Raw genomic sequence first — 22,402 nt, 5'->3', positions numbered from 1 at the left:
ATGGCTATCGAAATCAATGTACCGGACATCGGGGCTGATGAAGTTGAAATCACCGAGATTCTGGTCAAAGTGGGCGACAAAGTAGAAGCAGAACAGTCGCTTATCACCGTAGAAGGCGATAAGGCTTCTATGGAAGTTCCCTCGCCGCAGGCTGGCGTGGTGAAAGAAATCAAAGTTGCGGTGGGTGATAAAACCGAAACCGGCAAACTGATTATGATTTTCGATTCCGCCGACGGTGCAGCAGCAGCTGCACCCGCGCAGGAAGAGAAAAAAGCAGCCGCTCCGGCAGCCGCGCCTGCTGCCGCTGCCGCTAAAGAAGTACACGTACCTGATATCGGCAGTGATGAAGTAGAAGTCACTGAACTGCTGGTTAAAGTGGGTGATACCGTTGAAGCTGAGCAATCTCTGATTACTGTTGAAGGTGACAAAGCTTCAATGGAAGTGCCTGCACCATTTGCGGGTACCGTTAAAGAGATCAAAGTTAACACCGGTGATAAAGTTTCTACCGGCTCACTGATCATGGTCTTCGAAGTTGCAGGTGCCGCTGGCGCTGCTGCTCCTGCACAGGCGGCTGCTCCGGCTGCTGCCGCACCAGCTGTTGCTGGTGGTGCGAAAGACGTACAGGTTCCGGATATCGGTGGTGACGAAGTTGAAGTCACTGAAGTGATGGTGAAAGTTGGCGATAAAGTTGCCGCTGAACAGTCACTGATCACCGTAGAAGGTGACAAGGCTTCAATGGAAGTACCTGCACCGTTTGCTGGTACTGTCAAAGAAATCAAAATCAGCACTGGCGACAAAGTGTCTACCGGTTCACTGATCATGGTCTTCGAAGTAGAAGGCGCTGCACCAGCAGCTGCCCCGGCTGCAGCTCCGGCACCTGCCGCGGCAGCACCGGCTCCGGCGCAAAAAGCGGCAGCACCTGCAGCGAAAGCGGAAGGTAAATCTGAGTTTGCTGAAAACGATGCTTACGTTCACGCAACCCCGCTGATTCGCCGCCTGGCACGTGAATTTGGCGTTAACCTGGCGAAAGTGAAAGGGTCTGGCCGTAAAGGCCGTATCCTGCGCGAAGACGTTCAGGCTTACGTGAAAGATGCCGTTAAACGTGCAGAAGCTGCTCCTGCTGCGGCTACCGGTGGTGGTCTGCCAGGCATGCTGCCATGGCCGAAAGTGGACTTCAGCAAGTTTGGTGAAGTTGAAGAAGTGGAACTGGGCCGTATCCAGAAAATTTCTGGTGCTAACCTGAGCCGTAACTGGGTAATGATCCCGCATGTTACGCACTTCGACAAAACAGATATCACCGATCTGGAAGCATTCCGTAAACAGCAGAATGCTGAAGCAGAGAAACGTAAACTGGACGTGAAATTTACTCCAGTGGTCTTCATCATGAAAGCTGTTGCTGCAGCGCTTGAGCAAATGCCGCGTTTCAACAGCTCTCTGTCTGAAGATGCACAGCGCCTGACTCTGAAAAAATACATCAATATTGGTGTAGCGGTTGATACGCCGAATGGTCTGGTTGTTCCGGTCTTCAAAGACGTGAACAAGAAGAGCATCACTGAGCTGTCTCGTGAACTGACCACCATCTCCAAGAAAGCGCGTGATGGTAAACTGACTGCCGGCGAAATGCAGGGCGGCTGCTTTACTATCTCCAGCATCGGTGGCCTGGGTACTACCCACTTTGCTCCGATTGTTAACGCGCCGGAAGTGGCTATCCTTGGTGTGTCTAAATCAGCGATGGAGCCAGTGTGGAATGGTAAAGAGTTTGTTCCGCGCCTGATGATGCCTATCTCCTTGTCTTTCGACCATCGTGTGATTGACGGTGCTGATGGTGCGCGTTTCATTACCATCATTAACAACACCCTGAGCGACATTCGCCGCCTGGTGATGTAATTAGAGAAAGCCGGCCTGACGGTCGGCTTTTTTCTGGTAACCTCATACCTGTTGTGAGGTTATGCGAGCCAAATTGATTCGTTACCCGTTTGTTGTTTCAAAATTGTTAACAATTTTGTAGAATGCGGACGGATAGAACGTCCCGGTGGATGATGGGCGTAAAGACCAGGGACCGCCGGAAATAAATTAAGAGGTCATGATGAGTACTGAAATTAAAACTCAGGTCGTGGTACTTGGGGCGGGCCCGGCAGGTTACTCTGCGGCCTTTCGTTGCGCTGATTTAGGTCTGGAAACCGTTCTGGTTGAGCGCTACAGCACCCTGGGTGGTGTTTGCCTTAACGTCGGTTGTATCCCTTCAAAAGCTCTCCTGCACGTTGCTAAAGTTATCGAAGAAGCAAAAGCACTGGCTGAACACGGTATTGTATTCGGCGAGCCGCAGACTGATATCGATAAAATCCGTACCTGGAAAGAAAAAGTCATCACTCAGTTGACGGGTGGCCTGGCAGGTATGGCAAAAGGCCGTAAAGTGAAAGTGGTTACTGGCCTGGGTAAATTTACTGGCGCAAACACGCTGGAAGTGGATGGTGAGAATGGCAAAACGGTTATCAATTTTGATAACGCGATTATTGCTGCTGGTTCTCGCCCAGTTCAACTGCCGTTCATTCCTCATGAAGACCCACGTATTTGGGACTCCACCGATGCACTGGAGCTGAAATCTGTACCGAAACGTATGCTGCTGATGGGCGGTGGTATCATCGGTCTGGAAATGGGTACTGTTTACCATGCGCTGGGTTCACAGATTGACGTGGTCGAAATGTTCGATCAGGTTATTCCTGCCGCAGATAAAGACGTGGTTAAAGTCTTCACCAAACGTATCAGCCAGAAATTCAACCTGATGCTGGAAACGAAAGTGACTGCTGTCGAAGCGAAAGAAGACGGCATCTACGTTTCTATGGAAGGCAAAAAAGCGCCTGCTGAAGCACAGCGTTATGACGCCGTTCTGGTCGCGATTGGCCGTGTACCAAACGGCAAACTGATTGACGCCGGTATGGCGGGTGTTGAAGTTGATGAACGTGGCTTCATCCATGTTGATAAACAAATGCGTACCAATGTGCCGCACATCTACGCTATCGGTGACATCGTTGGTCAACCAATGCTGGCACACAAAGGCGTGCACGAAGGCCATGTGGCGGCTGAAGTTATCGCTGGCATGAAACACTACTTCGACCCGAAAGTGATCCCGTCTATTGCTTACACTGAACCTGAAGTTGCATGGGTTGGGATGACAGAAAAAGAAGCGAAAGAGAAGGGTGTTAGCTATGAAACAGCAACCTTCCCGTGGGCGGCATCTGGCCGTGCAATCGCTTCTGATTGCGCTGACGGTATGACTAAACTGATTTTCGATAAAGAAACGCATCGTGTTATCGGTGGCGCTATTGTTGGCACCAACGGCGGTGAGTTACTGGGTGAAATTGGCCTGGCAATCGAAATGGGTTGTGATGCGGAAGATATCGCTCTGACCATTCATGCGCACCCAACACTGCACGAATCTGTTGGCCTTGCGGCTGAAGTATTCGAAGGCAGCATCACCGACTTGCCGAACGCGAAAGCGAAGAAAAAGAAATAAGTCGTGTGAAGACGTAAAGCAAAGACAAAACGGCCCTCTGTGGCCGTTTTTTTTGCGCCAAAAATCGTAAACAAGACAGCAATCTACCGTACTTAACGATTCAGCAAATATTTAATGTTGCTTTTTTGTAAACAGATTAACAGCCCACCGAAATCCTGATATGCTCCCAGTGCGGGACTGGGCTCTTTACCCTACATTCTGAGGTCTCATCGGAAAGTGAAGAGGAGCGTCCGGTGCCGATATGACAATGAGAGCGAGGAGAACCGTCGTGCTAGAAGAATACCGTAAGCACGTAGCTGAGCGTGCTGCAGAAGGTGTTGTACCGAAACCGCTGGATGCAACCCAGATGGCCGCACTGGTAGAGCTGCTGAAGACCCCGCCTGCGGGTGAAGAAGAATTTCTGTTAGATTTACTGACCAACCGAGTCCCTCCGGGTGTTGATGAAGCCGCCTACGTTAAAGCAGGTTTCCTTGCTGCTGTTACTAAAGGCGAAACGACCTCTCCACTGATTACTCCTGAAAAAGCCGTCGAGCTCCTTGGCACAATGCAGGGGGGGTATAACATCCATCCGTTGGTGGAAGCGCTGGACGATAACAAACTGGCGCCCGTTGCTGCTAAAGCGCTGTCTCACACCCTGTTAATGTTTGATAATTTTTACGACGTTGAAGAAAAAGCGAAAAATGGCAACGTCTTCGCCAAACAGGTTGTACAGTCCTGGGCCGATGCCGAGTGGTTCCTGTCCCGCCCGAAACTGGCTGATAAAATCACCGTTACTGTATTTAAAGTGACAGGTGAAACCAACACCGATGACCTGTCTCCGGCACCTGATGCCTGGTCCCGCCCGGATATCCCGTTGCATGCACTGGCTATGCTCAAGAACGCCCGTGATGGTATTGAGCCAGACCAGCCCGGCAGCGTCGGCCCGATTAAACAGATTGAAGCGCTGCAACAAAAAGGCTTCCCGCTGGCGTACGTCGGGGATGTCGTAGGTACAGGTTCATCGCGTAAATCTGCAACTAACTCCGTTTTGTGGTTTATGGGTGATGACATCCCTGGTGTGCCTAACAAACGTGGTGGTGGGGTTGTGCTGGGTGGCAAAATTGCGCCAATCTTCTTCAACACTATGGAAGATGCCGGTGCACTGCCTGTTGAGGTTGACGTATCAAACCTGAATATGGGCGATGTCATTGATATCTACCCGTATAAAGGTGAGGTTTGCCGCCACGATTCAAGTGAAGTACTGGCAACCTTTGAGCTGAAAACAGACGTTCTGCTGGATGAAGTGCGTGCTGGTGGGCGTATTCCGCTGATCATCGGCCGTGGGCTGACCACTAAAGCGCGTGAGTCCCTTGGCCTTGAGCACAGCGATGTGTTCCGCAAAGCGAAAGATGTTGCCGACAGTAACCGTGGCTTCTCCCTGGCGCAAAAAATGGTTGGCCGTGCTTGTGGGGTTGCCGGTATTCGTCCGGGCCAGTATTGCGAACCGAAAATGACGTCTGTTGGTTCACAAGATACCACCGGGCCGATGACCCGTGATGAGCTGAAAGACCTGGCATGCCTGGGCTTCTCTGCTGACCTGGTGATGCAGTCATTCTGCCACACTGCTGCTTATCCAAAACCGGTTGACGTACAAACCCACCACACTCTGCCAGATTTTATTATGAACCGTGGCGGTGTGTCCCTGCGTCCGGGCGACGGTATTATTCACTCCTGGCTGAACCGCATGCTGCTGCCGGATACCGTTGGTACCGGTGGGGATTCCCATACCCGTTTCCCGATTGGGATCTCGTTCCCGGCAGGCTCCGGGCTGGTGGCTTTCGCTGCGGCAACAGGTGTTATGCCGCTGGATATGCCGGAATCGGTGCTGGTGCGTTTCTCCGGAGAAATGCAGCCGGGTATCACTCTGCGTGATCTGGTTCATGCCATTCCGCTGTACGCCATTCGCCAGGGTCTGTTAACGGTTGAGAAGAAAGGTAAGAAAAACATCTTCTCTGGCCGTATTCTGGAAATCGAAGGCCTGCCCACACTCAAAGTTGAACAGGCATTTGAACTGGCGGATGCCTCGGCAGAACGTTCTGCCGCGGGCTGTACTATCAAGCTGGATAAAGACCCGATCACTGAATACCTCAATTCCAACATCGTTCTGCTGAAATGGATGATCGCGGAAGGTTACGGTGACCGCCGTACTCTGGAACGCCGTATTCAGGGTATGGAAAAATGGCTGGCCGACCCGCAGTTGCTGGAAGGTGATGTCGATGCGGAATATGCCGCTGTGATCGACATTAATCTGGATGAGATCAAAGAGCCGATTCTGTGCGCGCCGAACGATCCTGATGATGCGCGTTTGTTGTCTGATGTTGCGGGCAGCAAAATTGATGAAGTCTTTATTGGTTCCTGTATGACCAACATCGGCCACTTCCGTGCTGCCGGTAAGTTGCTCGACAGCCATAAAGGCCAGTTGCCAACGCGTTTGTGGGTTGCTCCGCCAACACGTATGGATGCCGCACAGCTAACGGAAGAAGGTTATTACAGCGTATTCGGTAAGAGTGGCGCTCGTATTGAAATCCCAGGCTGTTCACTGTGTATGGGTAACCAGGCTCGTGTTGCGGACGGGGCGACAGTTGTGTCGACTTCCACCCGTAACTTCCCGAACCGTTTAGGTACCGGGGCGAATGTTTACCTGGCTTCTGCAGAACTGGCCGCGGTTGCATCTCTGCTCGGTAAATTACCGACACCTCAGGAATACCAGGCCTTTATGGAGCAAGTCGATAAGACAGCGACAGATACCTACCGTTACCTGAACTTTGACCGCCTGTCTCAGTATACGGAAAAAGCAGATGGCGTGATTTTCCAGACCACCGTCTGACTTTCAACCCTGCCATAATGTAGAATCCCTTTCCCTTCGGGGGGAGGGATTCTTTTTTTTAAGTTGTCACCGTCCCCGCTTTTTTTCTGGTGTTTGACTGAGATAATAGCGTTGTCAAAGCCCGCCTGCAGGTTGGGGCACGCATAGAGAGGAACACATTATGGACTATGAGTTTATGCGGGATGTTACTGGCGTGGTAAAAGTGCGTATGTCGATGGGGCATGAGGCAATCGGCCACTGGTTTAACGAAGAAGTGAAAGAGAACCTGGAGCTGCTGGATGAAGTCGAGCAGGCTGCGCGCACAGTAAAAGGGAGTGAGCGCCACTGGCAACGGACCGGGCATGAATACACGCTGTGGCTGGATGGTGAAGAAGTGATGGTGCGGGCCAACCAACTGGATTTTTCGGGCGATGAAATCGAAGAAGGGATGAGTTACTACGACGAAGAAAGCCTGGCGATGTGTGGCGTAGAAGACTTCTTACAGGTGGTCGCTGCGTATAAGCGCTTTTTAGCGGGAAAATAAGCAGATAACTACGCTCCCGGAAATTAAAAGCCCTGCATTTCGCAGGGCCTGAATCTGTTAGTGTTACATTGCCGGAATATTGCGCCCGTAATAAATTTCGCGCATCTCTTTCCATAACAGATCCGTTATCACTTTACGTTCTGCGGCGGTTAAATCTTCTGGCCGGGTATGGAACATATAGTGTTTCAGATCGAATTCTTTCAACAGCATCTTGGTGTGAAAGATATTCTCCTGGTAAACATTCACATCCACCATGTCGTACAGCGACTTCATATCTTCAGACATAAAATTCTGAATAGAATTTATTTCATGGTCGATGAAGTGTTTCATGCCGTTAATATCCCGGGTAAAGCCCCTGACGCGGTAGTCAATGGTGACGATATCGGATTCTAACTGGTGGATAAGGTAATTCAGTGCCTTCAGGGGGGAAATAACACCACAAGTGGAGACTTCAATATCTGCACGGAAAGTACATAAATCCCCTTCAGGATGGCTTTCCGGATAAGTGTGCACACAAATGTGGCTTTTATCCAGGTGAGCAACGACGGCTTCAGGTAGTGGCCCTGGATGTTCAGATTTATCTATGTGTAGTGGGTCAATGGGTTCTTCACTGACCAGAATTGTCACGCTGGCACCCTGCGGTTCATAATCCTGGCGGGCAACATTCAGAATATTAGCGCCAATAATTGAACAGGTTTCGCTCAGAATCTCCGTCAAACGGTTAGCGTTATACAACTCATCAATATAAGCAATATAGCCATCACGCTCAGCGGGTGTCTTGGCATAACAGATATCGTAGATACAAAAACTCAGGCTTTTAGTCAGATTATTAAAGCCATGTAGTTTCAGCTTTTTCAATTTCGCTCACCTCCTCAGGAATCGGGGCCGGAAAGGGCATTAAGTAAATACTGGGGCAGGGCAAACGCCGCAGTGTGAATTGCCGGGTTGTAATAACGGCAAGTCAGGCTGGCCTGGCGGAAACGCGCCTGAATGATTTCGGTACGCAGATGGCGCAGTGCCGTATTATCAGTCGCCCAGGCAAATGTCATTACGCCACCGTAATAGGTGGGGATAGCGGCCTGGTAAAAGCTGACATCACCAAAATAATTGCTCAGTTTGCGGTGGCTGCCGATAGCTTCATCCTGTTGCAGGAAGCACACACCATTTTGGGCAACAAAAACACCGCCAGGCGTGAGGCAACGTTTACACCCTTCGTAAAATGCGGAAGTAAACAGGCTTTCACCGGGGCCAATCGGGTCAGTGCAGTCAGAAATGATGACGTCAAACGTTTGCGTGGTTTGGTTAACAAAATTCACGCCATCGTCAATAACCAGCTTAAAGCGTGGGTCGTCATAGGCACCGGCATTGTGGTGTGGCAGGTACTGGCGGCAGAAGGACACAACGCCTGCATCAATTTCCACCATCGTAATGGTTTCAACATTTTTATGGCGGCAGACTTCACGTAACATTGCACCATCACCACCACCGATAATCAGCACATGCTTTGCCTGGCCGTGAGCCAGCAAAGGTACGTGGGTCATCATTTCATGGTAAATGAACTCGTCGCGTTCAGTTGTTTGTACCACGCCATCCAGCGCCATTACGCGCCCAAATGCGCTATTTTCGAAGATTACCAGATCCTGGTGATCTGTCTTTTCATGGTACAGCACATTATCAACAGCAAAGTACTGACCAAATTGATCGTGTAGCGTTTCATGCCACTGGCGATTATCAGCCATAGGTTGGCACCTCCTTCATTAACACCCGGATAAAATGGGCGCAACATCATAACGAACAATGACCGCGCATGCACGGTCATTATTTCAGCGAAGGGGCCAGAGGTGGGCTATTTTACGTAGGCCAGCAAACTCAGTGAATCGCGGGCCAGCGATTTGCATTTTTTAGCGGTGGGAATCGCAATACCGCTTAAATCGCGGTAACTCTCTTCCCCCATTTTTTTCATATTAAAACTGTCGTAATTACTCAGGTCCCACTGATTTTGCTGTGCAAAGAAAATCAAAGCATGGCGAATTTGGTCATTGGGTAAATCCTGATAACCGCAATCATTCTTTAAATACACAAAAACGGCTGTCAAATCAGCCATATCTTCGGCTTCTGCTTCATTTAACGCCTGGCTGGCGGTGGAGAAACCTAACAAGCTTCCCAGGAGGGTTATTTTAACAAACGTCTTCATTGCGCTGACCACGTGATTGCGGAAATAAAACGTTAGCATATTTACAGTTTTCGGGAAGTGATTTCTTGTTTTTAACGTGGATTGACCTTCCTGTTAGGTCAGGGTTTAGACTGTGGTCATTATGTCATCACCTGCAATGGAGAAAAGAATGCGACGTCGTGAGTTTATTAAGTATTCAGCTGCTTTGGGCGCACTGAGTGCAATACCCGTCTGGGCCAGAACGCCAGTCTTTTCTGAACGCCCTGCATTACCAGTACCAGACCTTCTCCAGGCAGATATCCACGGTAAAATTCGCTTACGGATTCAGGCAGGGAAAACACTTTTTAATGGGAAACAGGCCACAACCTGGGGATATAACGGCAATCTTTTGGGCCCGGCGCTGGCACTGAAAAAAGGGACTGCGGTGACTGTGGAAATGCACAATGCGCTTTCACAACCTACCACTGTGCACTGGCATGGTCTGGCTATTCCCGGCAGTGTGGATGGCGGCCCGCAAGGCATTATCGCACCAGGTGCAACCCGAACAGTCACTTTTACACCAGACCAGGCAGCGTCTACTTGTTGGTTTCATCCCCATTACCATAAACATACCGGCCAACAGGTCGCGATGGGGCTGGCCGGGCTGGTATTGATTGATGATGCTGCACAGGGCGCGTTGCGGCTACCGAAACAGTGGGGGATCGATGATGTACCACTGATCATTCAGGACAAGCGTTTTACCCCTGCCGGGGAAATTGATTATCAACTGGATGTGATGACTGCGGCGGTTGGCTGGTTTGGCGATACATTATTGTGTAACGGTGCTGAATATCCGCAACATGCGCCACCACGCGGCTGGTTACGGCTGCGTTTGCTGAATGGCTGTAATGCGCGTTCGTTGACGATTGCCGCCAGCGATAATCGCCCTTTCTATGTGATAGCCAGCGATGGCGGGCTATTACCTGAACCTGTCAAAGTCACTTCATTGCCGCTATTGATGGGGGAACGCTTTGAGATAATGGTCGATACCAGTGATGGCACCCCATTTGATTTGGTGACTCTCCCTGTCAGCCAAATGGGCATGGCATTGCCTCCTTTTGATAAACCTTGCCCGGTCGTTGGTATTCGCCCACTGCGTATTCCGGCATCGGGGGATTTACCCGATACACTGGTGGCGTTACCTGCACTACCAGCTCTGGAAGGCCTGACTCAGCGTGTTTTGACACTAAGTATGGACCCACGGTTGGACAGCCAGGGGATGCAGGCTTTGAAGGACAAATATGGTCAGCAGGCAATGGGCAGTGGGAGCATGGCAGGCATGAACATGCATGATGCCAGTGATATGAACAGCATGCCGGGGATGTCTGGAATGAAAGGGATGCCGGAAACCCATCATATGAGTAATTCAGCAATGGAGCAGGGGGCATTTGATCTCTATACCGCCAACCGTATTAATGGTAAAGCCTTCGATATGAACCACCCTGCGTTTCATGTACCTCTTGGCCGTTATGAACGCTGGGTTATCTCCGGGGAAGGCGACATGATGCTGCATCCTTTCCATATTCATGGCATGCAATTCCGTATATTAACTGAAAATGGCCAGCCGCCCGCTGCGCATCGCCGGGGATGGAAGGACACTGTGCGGGTCGAAGGTGGGCGCAGTGAAGTGCTGGTGCGTTTTGATTATGCCGCCAGTGCTGAACATGCTTACATGGCACATTGCCACCTGTTAGAACACGAAGATACAGGCATGATGCTGGGCTTTACTGTTGGCGAGGCTTAAGCAAACAGAGTAACTGGTTGTTATTGAAAAGGGCCGGTCACCTCTAAATAGTGGCCGGCCCTTTTATTGGTTGCAGAATAGTATTGGGCTTATTTCTGCATGCTATCTGTCATGCGGCAGGTTATTTCTGGTCTGGCAGTGCCCAGGCAATAATATAATCACCCAGTTTGGTGCCAAATGAACCATGCCCGCCCGCGGCTATCAGTACATACTGCTTACCGTTGACTTCATATGTCATCGGTGTTGCCTGGCCGCCTGCTGGCAAACGTGCCTCCCAGAGTTTTTTCCCGTTACTCATGTTGTAAGCACGCAGGTAGTTATCTGCGGTTGCACCAATAAACAGAACATTACCGGCTGTTGAAATTGGCGCCCCCAGCATTGGCATACCCATCCTGAAAGGTAACGGCACTGGTGAGCTGTCACGCACGGTACCAATACGTTTTTTCCATACCACCTGGTTGGTTTTCAGATCCAGAGCGGAAATATAACCCCAGGCCGGTTGTTTACAGGGCAGACCAAACGGCGACAAGAAAGCATTCAGTGTTACACCATAAGGTACACCGTACTGGGGCTGAATACCGGATTCAGTACCTGAACCTTTGGCATCTTTCGGCGGCTCCATTGGGTTACCCGGGCCACGTGGAACCAGGCGGGAGACGAAAGGCAGCGCCATTGGGTTAGCAATTGCCACCTGGCGTTGTGGATCAATGGAGATACCACCCCATTCAAACATGCCAAGGTTACCCGGGAAGACCAGCGTACCTTGCTCTGATGGCGGAGTGAAAATGCCATCATAGCGCAGGCGGTGGAACATCACGCGGCAAACTAACTGGTCATACATTGTCGCGCCCCACATATCCGCACCGGTCAGTTTTTTGGCCGGGCGGAAAGTCAGGTCAGAGAACGGCTGAGTGGGGGAAACATGGTCACCTTTAGCGGCACCCTGAGGAACCGGTTTTTCCGGTGCCGGCACAATAGGTTTACCGGTGCGGCGGTCCAGCACAAAGATATTACCGGTTTTCGCCGGGGCATAAATTGCCGGAATGGTATTTCCATTTTTATCTTTGATATCAGCCAGTGTCGGCTGGGCAGGCATGTCCATATCCCACAGGTCGTGGTGAACAGTTTGATATGACCAGGCAAGCTTACCGGTAGAAGCATTCAGAGCAACAATGCTGCTGGCATAACGCTCCTGCTCAGGCGTACGGTTACCACCCCAAATATCAGGTGTGGTGACACCCATCGGCAAATAGACCAGGTCCAGTTTGGCATCATAAGACGCCGGCGCCCAGGAGTTAGGTGAATTCAGCGTAAAGTGATGTTCATCTGCCGGAATAGCATTCGGGTCTTTGGCACCTGGGTCAAATGCCCAGACTAGTTTCCCGGTATTTACGTCAAAACCACGGATGACGCCAGATGGCTCACGGGTTGAGAAGTTGTCGGTTACCGCACCCGCAATCACAATCACTTTGTCAGTAACAACTGGAGGCGAAGTGGGTTCGTACATACCCGGCGTGGTAACCGGCATGTTAGTTTGCAGGTTCAGCACACCTTTGTTGGCGAAGGTTTCGCACAACTTACCGGTGTCTGCATTCAGGGCAAACAACCGCCCGTCATTCACCGGCAGAAGGATCCGGTGGGGGCAGTCAGCAACCACGTCTGCAGGCGCGTTTTCCGGGGTCGCTTCATGGTAAGACACACCACGACAGGTTACATGCTGGAATGACGGGTCGGTTTTCAGGTGTGGGTCAAACGACCATTTTTCTTTCCCGGTTGCGGCATCCAGTGCAAACAGGCGTTGATGCGGAGTACAAAGATAAAGCGTGTCGCGAATCTTAATCGGGGTGACTTCATCAGTGATTTCTACCGGGTCACTGGCTGTCTTCAGATCGCCAGTTCGAAAGCTCCAGGCTTCTTTTAACTGATGAACGTTGGTGTCGTTAATTTGGTTCAGCGGAGAGTAACGCTGCCCTTCCTGAGTACGGCCATAAGCAGGCCAGTCTCCATCTGCCACGGTGCTGGTTTGCTGTGTGGCGGAAGTGGTGTCATTGCTCAGCGTACCATTGATTTCTTGCGGGTCGTTGAAAATTGCCCATCCAAGAATAATGCCGCTTACCACCAGGCTGACACCCAGGGTAGGAATAGCCAGCGACGAAGGTGTGGCAAGGCGACGCCAGATAAAGGGCAAAATTAACCAGATGCCAAAGAACACCAGAATATCGCAACGCGGCGTCAGTGCCCAGAAATCGAAACCAACTTCCCAGACAGACCATATCATGGTGCAAAGTAAGAATGCTCCGTACAACACAAGAGCGGAGCGCTTGCCACGCCATACCAGTGTTGCCGTGAGTAACATTACGATACCCGCGATGGGGTAGTACCAGGAGCCGCCAATGGCGACGAGCCAAATCCCGCCAATCAATAAATACAACCCTGTTAATAATGCAAATAAGGCTGTAATGATGACAAGCCAGCGTGACTGCATAGCTTTTTTATTCACAGATATAACCACTCTTTTAATAATTAAGTCGCATTTAATTATAGTCATTAACAAATGTGACATGCATCACAAAATTTGCTTTTTTGATCCGGCTGAGCGTTAAACTCTGTTTGCTGTTATACTTCCCCGGCAAATTCATGATGCTGGCTGAGAAGTGACTGGCATTTAATGATTTATATTTAAATCATATGGTTATAGAAATGAAACATACTGTTGAAGTGATGATTCCGGCGGCGGAAATCAAGGCGCGAGTTGAAGCGTTGGGGCGTCAGATCACTGAGCATTACCGTGGTCGGGGTAATGAAATGGTGCTGGTTGGGTTGTTGCGTGGGTCATTTATGTTTATGGCTGACCTGTGCCGTGAGGTTCATGTTCCGCACGAGGTCGACTTCATGACTGCCTCCAGTTATGGCAGCGGCATGTCCAGTACGCGCGATGTCAAAATTCTCAAAGACCTGGATGAAGATATCCGCGGTAAAGATATTTTGATTGTCGAAGACATTATCGATTCTGGTAATACTCTCAGTAAAGTGCGTGAAATTTTGAGCCTGCGTGAGCCAAAATCACTGGCTATCTGTACTTTGCTGGACAAACCGTCACGCCGCGAAGTGAACGTGAATGTGGAATATGTCGGTTTTTCTATTCCGGATGAGTTCGTGGTGGGCTACGGAATTGACTACGCGCAAAATTACCGCCATCTGCCATACATTGGTAAAGTCACTTTGCTGGATGCGTAATTTTCACGGAGTTGCATAACTCAGACCTGGCGTTACCAGAATTTAGCACAAATAGAAAAGGGGCGAATCATGCCCCTTTTGCTATTATTTGTGGCTCTGGTGAGTGAGCTTAAGGTTGGAAATACCATTACGGTATTGTTGCTCAAGGACAGAACGGCTGGTGGCAGAGACATCCAGGTCGCGTAGTAAACCGTCATGGATGCCGTAAACCCAGCCATGAAGGGCGACTTTTTGGCCGCGTTTCCAGGCTGACTGCATAATGGTAGAGTGGCCCAGGTTATAGACCTGTTCCATCACATTCAGCTCACACAATGTGTCCATGCGGCGTTCTTGTGGGAGTTCTCCCAGTAATGTGCTGTGTTTGAACCAGATATCACGAATATGCAGTAACCAGTTATCTATTAACCCCAATTCCGGGTTTTCAACAGCAGCCTGAACACCCCCACAGCCATAGTGGCCACAAATAATAATGTGTTCGACTTCCAGCACATCGACTGCATACTGGACAACAGAGAGGCAGTTCAAATCAGTATGAATGACCAGATTTGCCACATTGCGATGCACAAAGATTTCACCGGGCTCCAACCCGGTCAGGCGTTCAGCAGGAACGCGGCTGTCGGAGCAACCTATCCATAGAAAGCGTGGCTTTTGAGACAGTGCCAGTTGTTCAAAGAATCCAGGTTCTTCTTCTTTTAATAACCTGGACCAGACACGGTTATTGCTGATGAGTGTTTCAATATCTTTCATGGAGGTTTCTGACCTGTCAACAGATAGACGCATTGGACTACAATAAGCAATTCGATTTTATGTTAAACCACACAGACAGTGTAATAATCAAGGTAATTGGTAACCTATGACGTATGCACTTGAGTTAGAACAACTCAAAAAAATCTACCCGGGTGGTGTTCAGGCGCTGCGCGGCATTGATTTAACCGTTGAAGCCGGTGACTTTTATGCGCTGCTCGGACCTAATGGTGCGGGCAAATCAACAACTATTGGCATTATCAGCTCCCTGGTAAATAAAACCTCAGGCCAGGTGCGGGTGTTTGGTTATGACCTGGACCGGGACGTTGTGAATGCCAAACGTCAGTTGGGCCTGGTGCCGCAGGAATTTAACTTCAATCCCTTTGAAACTGTTCAGCAAATTGTGGTTAACCAGGCGGGATATTATGGGGTTGAACGCCACGAAGCCGTCAGGCGCAGTGAAAAATACCTCAACCAATTGGATCTGTGGGAAAAACGCAACGAGCGCGCCCGAATGTTATCGGGTGGGATGAAGCGTCGCCTGATGATTGCCCGTGCACTGATGCATGAGCCGCGTTTGCTGATCCTCGATGAACCGACTGCGGGGGTCGATATTGAACTGCGCCGTTCTATGTGGGGCTTTCTGAAGGATCTGAACGATCAGGGGACGACCATTATCCTCACAACCCATTATCTTGAAGAAGCGGAAATGTTGTGCCGCAATATTGGGATTATTCAAAGTGGTGAGTTAGTTGAAAATACCTCAATGAAGGCGCTGCTTTCTAAACTGAAGTCTGAGACTTTCCTGCTGGATCTGGCACCGAAAAGCCCACTGCCTGTACTGGATGGTTACAATTATCGTCTGGTTGATACTGCAACGCTTGAAGTAGAAATCTTGCGGGAACAAGGGATAAACAGTGTGTTCAGCCAGTTAAGTAAACAGGGTGTTCAGGTATTAAGTATGCGCAACAAGGCAAACCGCCTGGAAGAGCTGTTCGTTACGCTGGTGCATGAGAAAAAAGGAGGCCAGGAATGATGCAGCTGTACTGGGTTGCGTTAAAAAGTATCTGGACCAAAGAGATCCATCGCTTTATGCGTATTTGGGTTCAGACACTGGTGCCACCTGTTATCACCATGACACTCTATTTTATTATTTTCGGTAACCTGATTGGTTCGCGTATTGGTGAAATGCATGGGTTTACTTACATGCAGTTTATTGTGCCCGGGTTGATCATGATGTCGGTTATCACCAACTCCTACGCGAATGTGGCCTCATCATTTTTTAGCGCCAAATTTCAGCGTAATATTGAGGAATTACTGGTTGCACCGGTACCGACTCATGTTGTAATTGCCGGGTTTATTGGTGGAGGTGTGGCGCGTGGTTTGTGTGTTGGGGTGTTGGTAACGGCGGTTTCGTTATTCTTTGTCCCTTTCCAGGTGCATTCATGGTTATTTGTTGCCCTGACACTGCTACTGACCACTATCCTGTTTTCACTGGCTGGTTTGCTGAATGCTATTTTTGCCAAAACATTTGATGATATCAGCCTGATTCCTACATTCGTGCTGACACCACTGACGTATTTGGGTGGGGTATTTTATTCCCTGACTTTATTGCCGCCGTTTTGGCGCGGATTATCTCATCTGAACCCTATCGTTTACATGATAAGTGGTTTCCGCTTTGGTTTTCTGGGTATTGCTGATGTTTCGTTGAGCTTCACCGTAGCGGTATTAGTCGGCTTTATTGCGTTATTTTACGCGTTATGCTGGTTTTTAATTCAGCGTGGGCGCGGTCTGCGCAGTTAGTTTTTCATTTCTTTCGTCCCCGGTGATATTTTGCCGGGGAAACCTGCCATTATTGATAAACGTCACAACATCATTATTCCCGTCTGGCACACTGGTATGGTACTTCAGGAGGATGGATGATGCTGGGTTGGGTAATTGCCTGCCATAATAATATGGCACTGGAAATTCGGGATGCGCTGGAAGCGCAGGCAGGTGTGTTGCCACAATGTTGTACGGTGAATTTTTGGCCCGAAATGAGTAATAATATGCTCAGCCGTGCTATGTGTGACGCGTTGCATAATACCGACAGCGGCGATGGCGTGATTTTTCTGACCGACCTGCCAGCAGCACCACCTTACCGTGCAGCCGCATTGTTAAGCCATAAACACCCGGGGTGTGAGGTTATTTGCGGTATCTCTCTGGCGTTGTTGCAGTCTATGTTGCCAGCCAGAGAAACCCTTACCAGCGAGCAATTTCGCCAGCAAATTGTGGCGGCCGGGGGCGACAGCGTAACCAGCTTATGGCACCAACAGCAGAAAAACCCACCGTTTGTTCTTATCAAACCCGGTTCCCACAGTTAGTGCAGGCGGGCGCTTTTTTATGAACCAGGGCTGGCTGGACCAACCCTGGTAATACGCAATCAGGCGACCTGTACCGGTACAGCTTTTGCCTGGCGCTTCATTTCATTTTCACCATCGAAATAAGCGACTTTCGGGTGCCAGTCGCGGGCCTGTTCATCAGGCACGTCTACATAGCTGGCGATAATCAGTATGTCGCCAACATCTGCACAGTGTGCTGCCGCACCGTTTACTGAGATGATTTTCGAACCGCGTTCGCCAGCAATAGCGTAGGTTGAAAAACGTTTCCCGTTGGTGACGTTATAGATATCAATGGCTTCATACTCAAGAATCCCGGCCGCCTCAAGGAAATCTTTGTCGATGGCGCAGGACCCTTCGTAATGTAAGTCTGCCAGAGTCACTTTGACACGATGGAGTTTGCCTTGCAGCATTTTGCGAATCATAGTTTAAACCTTTGTGGCATTGACTGACGGTGTGCCTCAACACACCGGAACCAAGGCAGTATTGCCCGTTTTCTGTACACTGTCTAGCGTGCCAGTGTGACGACCATGTTATCAATCAGGCGTGCCTGCCCAAGCCAGGCCGCCATCAGAATAACGGCGGCTTTGCTTTGTTCACTCAGTGCTTCAAGCGAGCCTGCATCACGAATTTGCAAATCATCGCTACGCAAACCTTTTTCATTTAATTCGTTGGCTGCCAGAGCCAGTATTTCATCCAGGCTCCGCTCTCCCTGCCGCAGTTTCTCAGCGACAGTGTTCATGACCTGGTATAACCCTGGCGCGAGTTTGCGCTGTTCACTGGTCAGGTAACCATTGCGAGAACTGAGGGCCAGGCCATCTTTCGCCCGTACAATTGGTACGCCAACAATCTCTGTGCCATAGCCCATATCCGCCACCATTTTGCGAATCAGGGCCAGTTGCTGGTAGTCTTTCTCGCCAAAACAGGCAACATCAGGTTGAACCAGGTTGAGTAACTTGCTGACAATGGTCGCAACACCGCGGAAATGACCGGGGCGGCTGGCACCTTCCAGCATGGTGGAGAGCCCGGGAACCTCTACATAGGTTTGTGTATCCATCCCCTGGGGGTAGATTTCAGATGGTGCGGGTGCAAAGACCAGATCCACTCGGCGGCGATTGAGTTTTTCACAATCTTCCTGCAGCGTGCGCGGGTAACGCGCCAGATCATCCACCCGGTCAAATTGCATTGGGTTCACAAAAACAGAAACAACAACAATATCGGCATGGCGACGGGCTTCATCAACCAGTGTCATATGGCCATCGTGCAGATTACCCATTGTGGGAACCAGCGCAATGCGCTTACCTGCCTGCCGCCATTCACGAATGTGCTGGCGCAGGTCGCTGAGCGATTCAACAATTAACACAACGTACTCCCGTTACTGGAAACTATGTTCTTCACCCGGATAAATACCCGTTTCGACTTCGTGAACGTAAGCCCGAACGGCTGCGCGTATGTCACCGGCTTCACGAAGAAAATCTTTAGCGAATTTAGGAATATGACCCCCGGTGATCCCGAACGCATCATGCATCACAAGAATCTGCCCATCGGTGACATTACCTGCACCAATGCCAATCACCGGAATCGATAACGCTTGTGTTACCCGTTCAGCTAAAGCTACCGGAACACACTCCAGCACCAGCATTTGTGCCCCTGCCGCTTCAAGTGCTTTGGCGTCATCAAACAGGGTTTCTGCGGCAGCGGTATCACGGCCCTGAACTTTATAACCACCGAAGATATTCACTGACTGTGGCGTCAGCCCCAGGTGGCCGCAAACCGGCACAGCGCGCTCGGTGAGCATACGCACGGTATCTGCAAGCCAGCTCCCCCCTTCGATTTTTACCATATTGGCCCCGGCACGCATCACGGTTGCCGCGTTCTCAAAGGCTTGTTCCGGCGTGGCATACGCCATAAAAGGCAAATCAGCCAGCAGCAGGCATTCTGGCGCACCACGGCGTACTGCGGTTGTGTGATAGGCAATATCTGCAACTGTTACAGGCAAAGTGGAATCGTGCCCTTGTACGGTCATCCCCAGAGAATCACCGACCAGCATTACCCGAATCCCTTCATCGAAAAAGAGTTTTGCAAAACTAAAATCGTAGGCGGTTATAGTCGCAAATTTCTTGTTCTGGTCTTTTAGCTGGCGCAGGTGAGTCATGGTGGTTGGTTTCATGGTTACCCCGTCGCATCATAGGAAAAATATAGGACAGGGCATTCTAGAAGAATGTGGGGGTGGGTGTTAGTTATTTTGCGCTGAATTCGGTTGACGGATGACTGGAAAAGCAGCAGTTGACTGACTGAAATGATCCAGCTCGAAAAAAAGCCTACCAGCGCTCTGGCGGGGTATCTTTCAGGCAGGACAGGCAGCCACGCAAACTTTGCCCGTCGGGGAAAAATAAATCAGGAGCCAGCTGGAACAAAGGCCAGAGCATGAACATACGATGCTTCATATCGTAATGCGGGATGGTCAGGCGCTCATTCTCAATGGTGCCATTGCCATACAGCATGATATCCAGATCCAGCGTCCGTGGCCCCCAGCGCTCTGCTTTACGTACCCGGCCTTGCTGGCGTTCAATTTCCTGCGTGTTATCCAGCAAAGCCAGTGGTGAGAGCGTTGTATCCAGCGCAACGGCGGCATTCAGGTAATCAGGTTGATCCTGTGGGCCAAGGGGCGGGGTGCGAAAAAAAGGTGAGACAGCAACCACCTGGCTTTCAGGCAGTTGTTTCAGTGCATCAATGGCTGCCTCTACCTGGTTCAGTGGTGATGCCAGGTTACTGCCAATAGCAATATAAACCCGTGTCATGAATTGCCTTCACGTTTCGGGATTCTCCGGCGCGGGCGATGGCGCTTGCGACGAGCAGGGCTATCATCACCTAACTGGTTCAGCATCTCTTTTTGAGCCGGAGGCGTTGCGGCCTGGAATTCCCCCCACCATTGAGCAAGGCGCTGTAATTCTGGGTTACGCTCTGCTTCAGCCCGCATTTCCAGTAAATCGTATGCTGCACGGAATTTTGGATGTTCCATCAATTTCCATGCACGTTTACCCTGGCGGCGTGAAAGGCGTAATTGTAATTGCCAGATATCACGGATAATGGTGGTAATGCGTTTCGGAATGGCCAGTGAGCGGCACGCTTCGTCCAGCAGGTCATTCATGGCCAGTGAAAAAGCGTCAAACCAGGTCAAACCACCTTCATGGGCAATTTTTTGCGACATTTCCAGTTGGGGATACCAGTATATCGCCGCAAACAAAAACGCCGGGTTCACGCGCAGATCATTTTGCAAACGTGAGTCGGTGTTCTTGAGTACCCGGGTGATGATCCGCTCCATCGGGCTGTCACCTTGCTCGGTGAAATAGCGTGCAATCCCCGGAAACAGTGGTTGAAAAAGTTGGTACTGGCACAGTAACTGATAAGTCCGGTAGCCATAACCTGCCTGCAGCATTTTCAGCGATTCTTCAAACAGGCGGGCAGGGGGAACATCATTAAGCAGAGAAGCGAGACGTGGAATCGGCTCGGCTGTTTCCGGGCTGATTGTCATATTCAGCTTGGCGGCAAAACGAACCGCACGCAGCATGCGAACCGGGTCTTCCCGGTAACGTGTTTCCGGGTCGCCAATCAGGCGAATAATGCCTTCCTGCAGGTCTTGCAGGCCGCCGACATAATCACGAATAGTAAAGTCAGCAACATTGTAATAGAGGCTGTTAATCGTAAAGTCACGCCGTTGGGCATCTTCTTCAATGGACCCGAAGATGTTATCGCGCAGCAACATACCATTCTGGCCGAGCTGAGATGTGGTTCTGTCGCTGTCATGCAGTTCGTGATGACCACGGAAGGTGGCAACTTCGATAATTTCCGGGCCGAACATGACATGAGCCAGGCGAAACCGGCGCCCGACCAGGCGACAATTACGGAACAGTTTGCGCACCTGCTCCGGAGTGGCACTTGTTGTGACATCGAAATCTTTTGGGCGCGCGCCGAGGAGTAAATCCCGGACACCACCGCCTACCAGCAGCGCTTCATAGCCTGCTTTATTCAGCCGGTAAAGTACCTTGAGGGCATTTTCACTGATATCTTTGCGGGAGATCGTATGCTGTTCTCGCGGGATAACGGTCATCTTCGGTTGCATAAGCACCTCAGGAGCTTCAGACTCCTCGCGGTTTAGCACCTTACGGCAAAAATTAGCGACTCGGGTAAAAATGTTGCACCTCTGTGTATCGTGGTCGGGATAAAACAGCGGCTAATCATAGCTCAGTGTTCACCATTTGAGAATGCCGGATTCGCGCTGACCGTAGCCGGAACATCACTTAATTGCCAGTTTTTTACTGCAAAAGCCAGCAACTCACCAGTATTCAGGTCTTGCCAGCCGCCAGGAACTGGTTGGTTAAGAAATGCCAGAGCCTGGGTAAGAACGGGCCTTGGGTCGCCTTGTGGCAGTGCTGGCGCATGGTTTTGCTTGGATAATTTATCGCCATGCGCGTTACAGGCAAGGGGTAAATGAATATAGCCGGGCTCAGCCCAGCCAAAAGACCGGTATAACGCTATTTGGCGCACTGTTGGTTCAATCAGGTCGGCACCACGCACAATTTCTGTTACCCCCTGGAAATGGTCATCCACCACAACCGCCAGGTTGTAGGCGAACAGCCCATCGCGCCGGTGAATGATAAAATCTTCCCGGGCCATTGCATCGCTGGCGTCAATATTACCACGCAATTTATCGTGAAAATGAGTAACCGGATGGGTTTGCCGTAGCCGAATTGCAGCATGCTCGCCGCTATGGTGTTTATCCCGGCACCAGCCCGGGTAAAAACCACCACTGGCCTGAATTTGGGCGCGGGTACAAGTACAAAAGTAGCTCATGTTCTGGCTTGCCAGCCAGTGCAGGGCATCCTGATATGCCTGGTGACGGTGCGATTGCCACAATACTTCGCCATCCCAGAATAACCCATAATGTTCAAGCTGGCGCAAAATAGTGGTGGCAGCGCCCGGTACTTCACGAGGCGGGTCGATATCTTCAATGCGAACCAGCCAGACACCCTGGCAGGAACGAGCCTGGAGATAACTGCCTAACGCAGCAACCAGGGAACCGAAATGTAACTCGCCAGAAGGTGAGGGGGCGAAACGCCCAATATAACTGTTTGCAGACATGATTCAGCGTGGGAAGTTGCTTCGGCGGGAAGACCCGCCGAA

General features: G+C 50.5%; 20 protein-coding genes. 9 read left to right on the top strand and 11 right to left on the bottom strand.

Features of this window, described 5'->3' with window-relative positions; all coding sequences use genetic code 11:
• The 4 genes from aceF (at position 1) to yacL (ending at position 6,903) form a co-directional block, all read left to right on the top strand.
• Positions 1 to 1,887, top strand: coding sequence for a pyruvate dehydrogenase complex dihydrolipoyllysine-residue acetyltransferase (gene aceF / locus DT73_RS07000; RefSeq protein ID WP_036106115.1), 1,887 nt, complete (start codon positions 1 to 3; stop codon positions 1,885 to 1,887).
• A 199-nt stretch (positions 1,888 to 2,086) separates the two neighbouring features.
• Positions 2,087 to 3,514 (top strand): dihydrolipoyl dehydrogenase, encoded by a 1,428-nt coding sequence (gene lpdA, locus DT73_RS06995; protein ID WP_036106878.1) that lies wholly within the window; start codon positions 2,087 to 2,089, stop codon positions 3,512 to 3,514.
• A gap of 268 nt (positions 3,515 to 3,782) precedes the next feature.
• Positions 3,783 to 6,380 carry a bifunctional aconitate hydratase 2/2-methylisocitrate dehydratase gene (acnB, locus tag DT73_RS06990; RefSeq protein WP_152552496.1) on the top strand — a complete coding sequence of 866 codons (2,598 nt, stop codon included), beginning with the start codon at positions 3,783 to 3,785 and terminating at the stop codon, positions 6,378 to 6,380.
• A gap of 160 nt (positions 6,381 to 6,540) precedes the next feature.
• Complete coding sequence (yacL, locus tag DT73_RS06985; protein WP_036106110.1) at positions 6,541 to 6,903, top strand: protein YacL; 363 nt, start codon at positions 6,541 to 6,543, stop codon at positions 6,901 to 6,903.
• 63 nt (positions 6,904 to 6,966) lie between these two features.
• On the opposite strand, the gene speD is transcribed toward yacL, so the two are convergent.
• From speD to DT73_RS06970, 3 genes are all read right to left on the bottom strand, one after another.
• A complete protein-coding gene (speD, locus tag DT73_RS06980; RefSeq protein WP_036106107.1) occupies positions 6,967 to 7,761 on the bottom strand; it encodes an adenosylmethionine decarboxylase in 795 nt (264 codons plus the stop codon).
• A 14-nt stretch (positions 7,762 to 7,775) separates the two neighbouring features.
• Entirely contained in the window at positions 7,776 to 8,642 is an 867-nt protein-coding gene (gene speE / locus DT73_RS06975; RefSeq protein WP_036106105.1) for a polyamine aminopropyltransferase, read from the bottom strand.
• 107 nt (positions 8,643 to 8,749) lie between these two features.
• Positions 8,750 to 9,097 carry a YacC family pilotin-like protein gene (locus tag DT73_RS06970; RefSeq protein ID WP_036106874.1) on the bottom strand — a complete coding sequence of 116 codons (348 nt, stop codon included), beginning with the start codon at positions 9,095 to 9,097 and terminating at the stop codon, positions 8,750 to 8,752.
• Between the two features lie 148 nt (positions 9,098 to 9,245).
• Between DT73_RS06970 and cueO the strand changes: the two genes are divergently transcribed.
• Entirely contained in the window at positions 9,246 to 10,859 is a 1,614-nt protein-coding gene (gene cueO, locus DT73_RS06965; protein ID WP_036106102.1) for a multicopper oxidase CueO, read from the top strand.
• 121 nt (positions 10,860 to 10,980) lie between these two features.
• Here the strand turns inward: cueO and DT73_RS06960 are convergent, their stop codons facing one another.
• Positions 10,981 to 13,344 carry a glucose/quinate/shikimate family membrane-bound PQQ-dependent dehydrogenase gene (locus tag DT73_RS06960; RefSeq protein ID WP_036106871.1) on the bottom strand — a complete coding sequence of 788 codons (2,364 nt, stop codon included), beginning with the start codon at positions 13,342 to 13,344 and terminating at the stop codon, positions 10,981 to 10,983.
• A 215-nt stretch (positions 13,345 to 13,559) separates the two neighbouring features.
• On the opposite strand from DT73_RS06960, the gene hpt reads away from it, so the two are divergent.
• Entirely contained in the window at positions 13,560 to 14,096 is a 537-nt protein-coding gene (hpt, locus tag DT73_RS06955; protein WP_036106100.1) for a hypoxanthine phosphoribosyltransferase, read from the top strand.
• Positions 14,097 to 14,180: 84 nt separating this feature from the next.
• Here the strand turns inward: hpt and can are convergent, their stop codons facing one another.
• Positions 14,181 to 14,843, bottom strand: a complete 663-nt coding sequence (gene can, locus DT73_RS06950) for a carbonate dehydratase (protein ID WP_036106097.1) — start codon at positions 14,841 to 14,843, stop codon at positions 14,181 to 14,183.
• A gap of 106 nt (positions 14,844 to 14,949) precedes the next feature.
• Here can and DT73_RS06945 point away from each other — a divergent pair, with 106 nt between their 5' ends.
• The 3 genes from DT73_RS06945 (at position 14,950) to DT73_RS06935 (ending at position 17,203) form a co-directional block, all read left to right on the top strand.
• Positions 14,950 to 15,876 (top strand): ABC transporter ATP-binding protein, encoded by a 927-nt coding sequence (locus tag DT73_RS06945; RefSeq protein WP_036106094.1) that lies wholly within the window; start codon positions 14,950 to 14,952, stop codon positions 15,874 to 15,876.
• On the top strand, positions 15,873 to 16,643 hold the full coding sequence (locus DT73_RS06940) for an ABC transporter permease (protein WP_036106091.1): 771 nt from the start codon (positions 15,873 to 15,875) through the stop codon (positions 16,641 to 16,643). Before DT73_RS06945 ends, DT73_RS06940 begins: the two co-directional genes overlap by 4 nt.
• Before the next feature lie 119 nt (positions 16,644 to 16,762).
• Positions 16,763 to 17,203 carry a PTS sugar transporter subunit IIA gene (locus DT73_RS06935; protein ID WP_036106868.1) on the top strand — a complete coding sequence of 147 codons (441 nt, stop codon included), beginning with the start codon at positions 16,763 to 16,765 and terminating at the stop codon, positions 17,201 to 17,203.
• A gap of 59 nt (positions 17,204 to 17,262) precedes the next feature.
• Here DT73_RS06935 and panD read toward each other — a convergent pair whose 3' ends face one another.
• The 6 genes from panD to gluQRS all read right to left on the bottom strand — a co-directional run bounded on the left by panD (position 17,263) and on the right by gluQRS (position 22,360).
• Entirely contained in the window at positions 17,263 to 17,643 is a 381-nt protein-coding gene (panD, locus tag DT73_RS06930) for an aspartate 1-decarboxylase (RefSeq protein WP_036106088.1), read from the bottom strand.
• 83 nt (positions 17,644 to 17,726) lie between these two features.
• Positions 17,727 to 18,581 carry a pantoate--beta-alanine ligase gene (panC, locus tag DT73_RS06925; protein WP_036106084.1) on the bottom strand — a complete coding sequence of 285 codons (855 nt, stop codon included), beginning with the start codon at positions 18,579 to 18,581 and terminating at the stop codon, positions 17,727 to 17,729.
• Positions 18,582 to 18,593: 12 nt separating this feature from the next.
• Positions 18,594 to 19,388: a 3-methyl-2-oxobutanoate hydroxymethyltransferase gene (panB, locus tag DT73_RS06920; protein WP_036106081.1), complete on the bottom strand. Its 795-nt coding sequence runs from the start codon at positions 19,386 to 19,388 to the stop codon at positions 18,594 to 18,596.
• A gap of 151 nt (positions 19,389 to 19,539) precedes the next feature.
• Entirely contained in the window at positions 19,540 to 20,019 is a 480-nt protein-coding gene (gene folK / locus DT73_RS06915; protein WP_036106079.1) for a 2-amino-4-hydroxy-6-hydroxymethyldihydropteridine diphosphokinase, read from the bottom strand.
• Positions 20,016 to 21,413, bottom strand: coding sequence for a polynucleotide adenylyltransferase PcnB (pcnB, locus tag DT73_RS06910; RefSeq protein WP_072006910.1), 1,398 nt, complete (start codon positions 21,411 to 21,413; stop codon positions 20,016 to 20,018). The genes folK and pcnB overlap by 4 nt, the downstream gene beginning before the upstream one ends.
• A gap of 50 nt (positions 21,414 to 21,463) precedes the next feature.
• The gene (gene gluQRS / locus DT73_RS06905; RefSeq protein WP_036106074.1) at positions 21,464 to 22,360 is read right to left on the bottom strand and encodes a tRNA glutamyl-Q(34) synthetase GluQRS; all 897 of its coding nucleotides are present in this window, start codon (positions 22,358 to 22,360) and stop codon (positions 21,464 to 21,466) included.
• Positions 22,361 to 22,402: the final 42 nt, after the last annotated feature.

Origin of the sequence: Mangrovibacter sp. MFB070, from assembly GCF_000705335.1 — a bacterium.
Classification (GTDB): domain Bacteria; phylum Pseudomonadota; class Gammaproteobacteria; order Enterobacterales; family Enterobacteriaceae; genus Mangrovibacter; species Mangrovibacter plantisponsor.
Note: the sequence above shows the minus strand (reverse complement) of the source record. Positions and strands in the feature narration are given on the sequence as shown.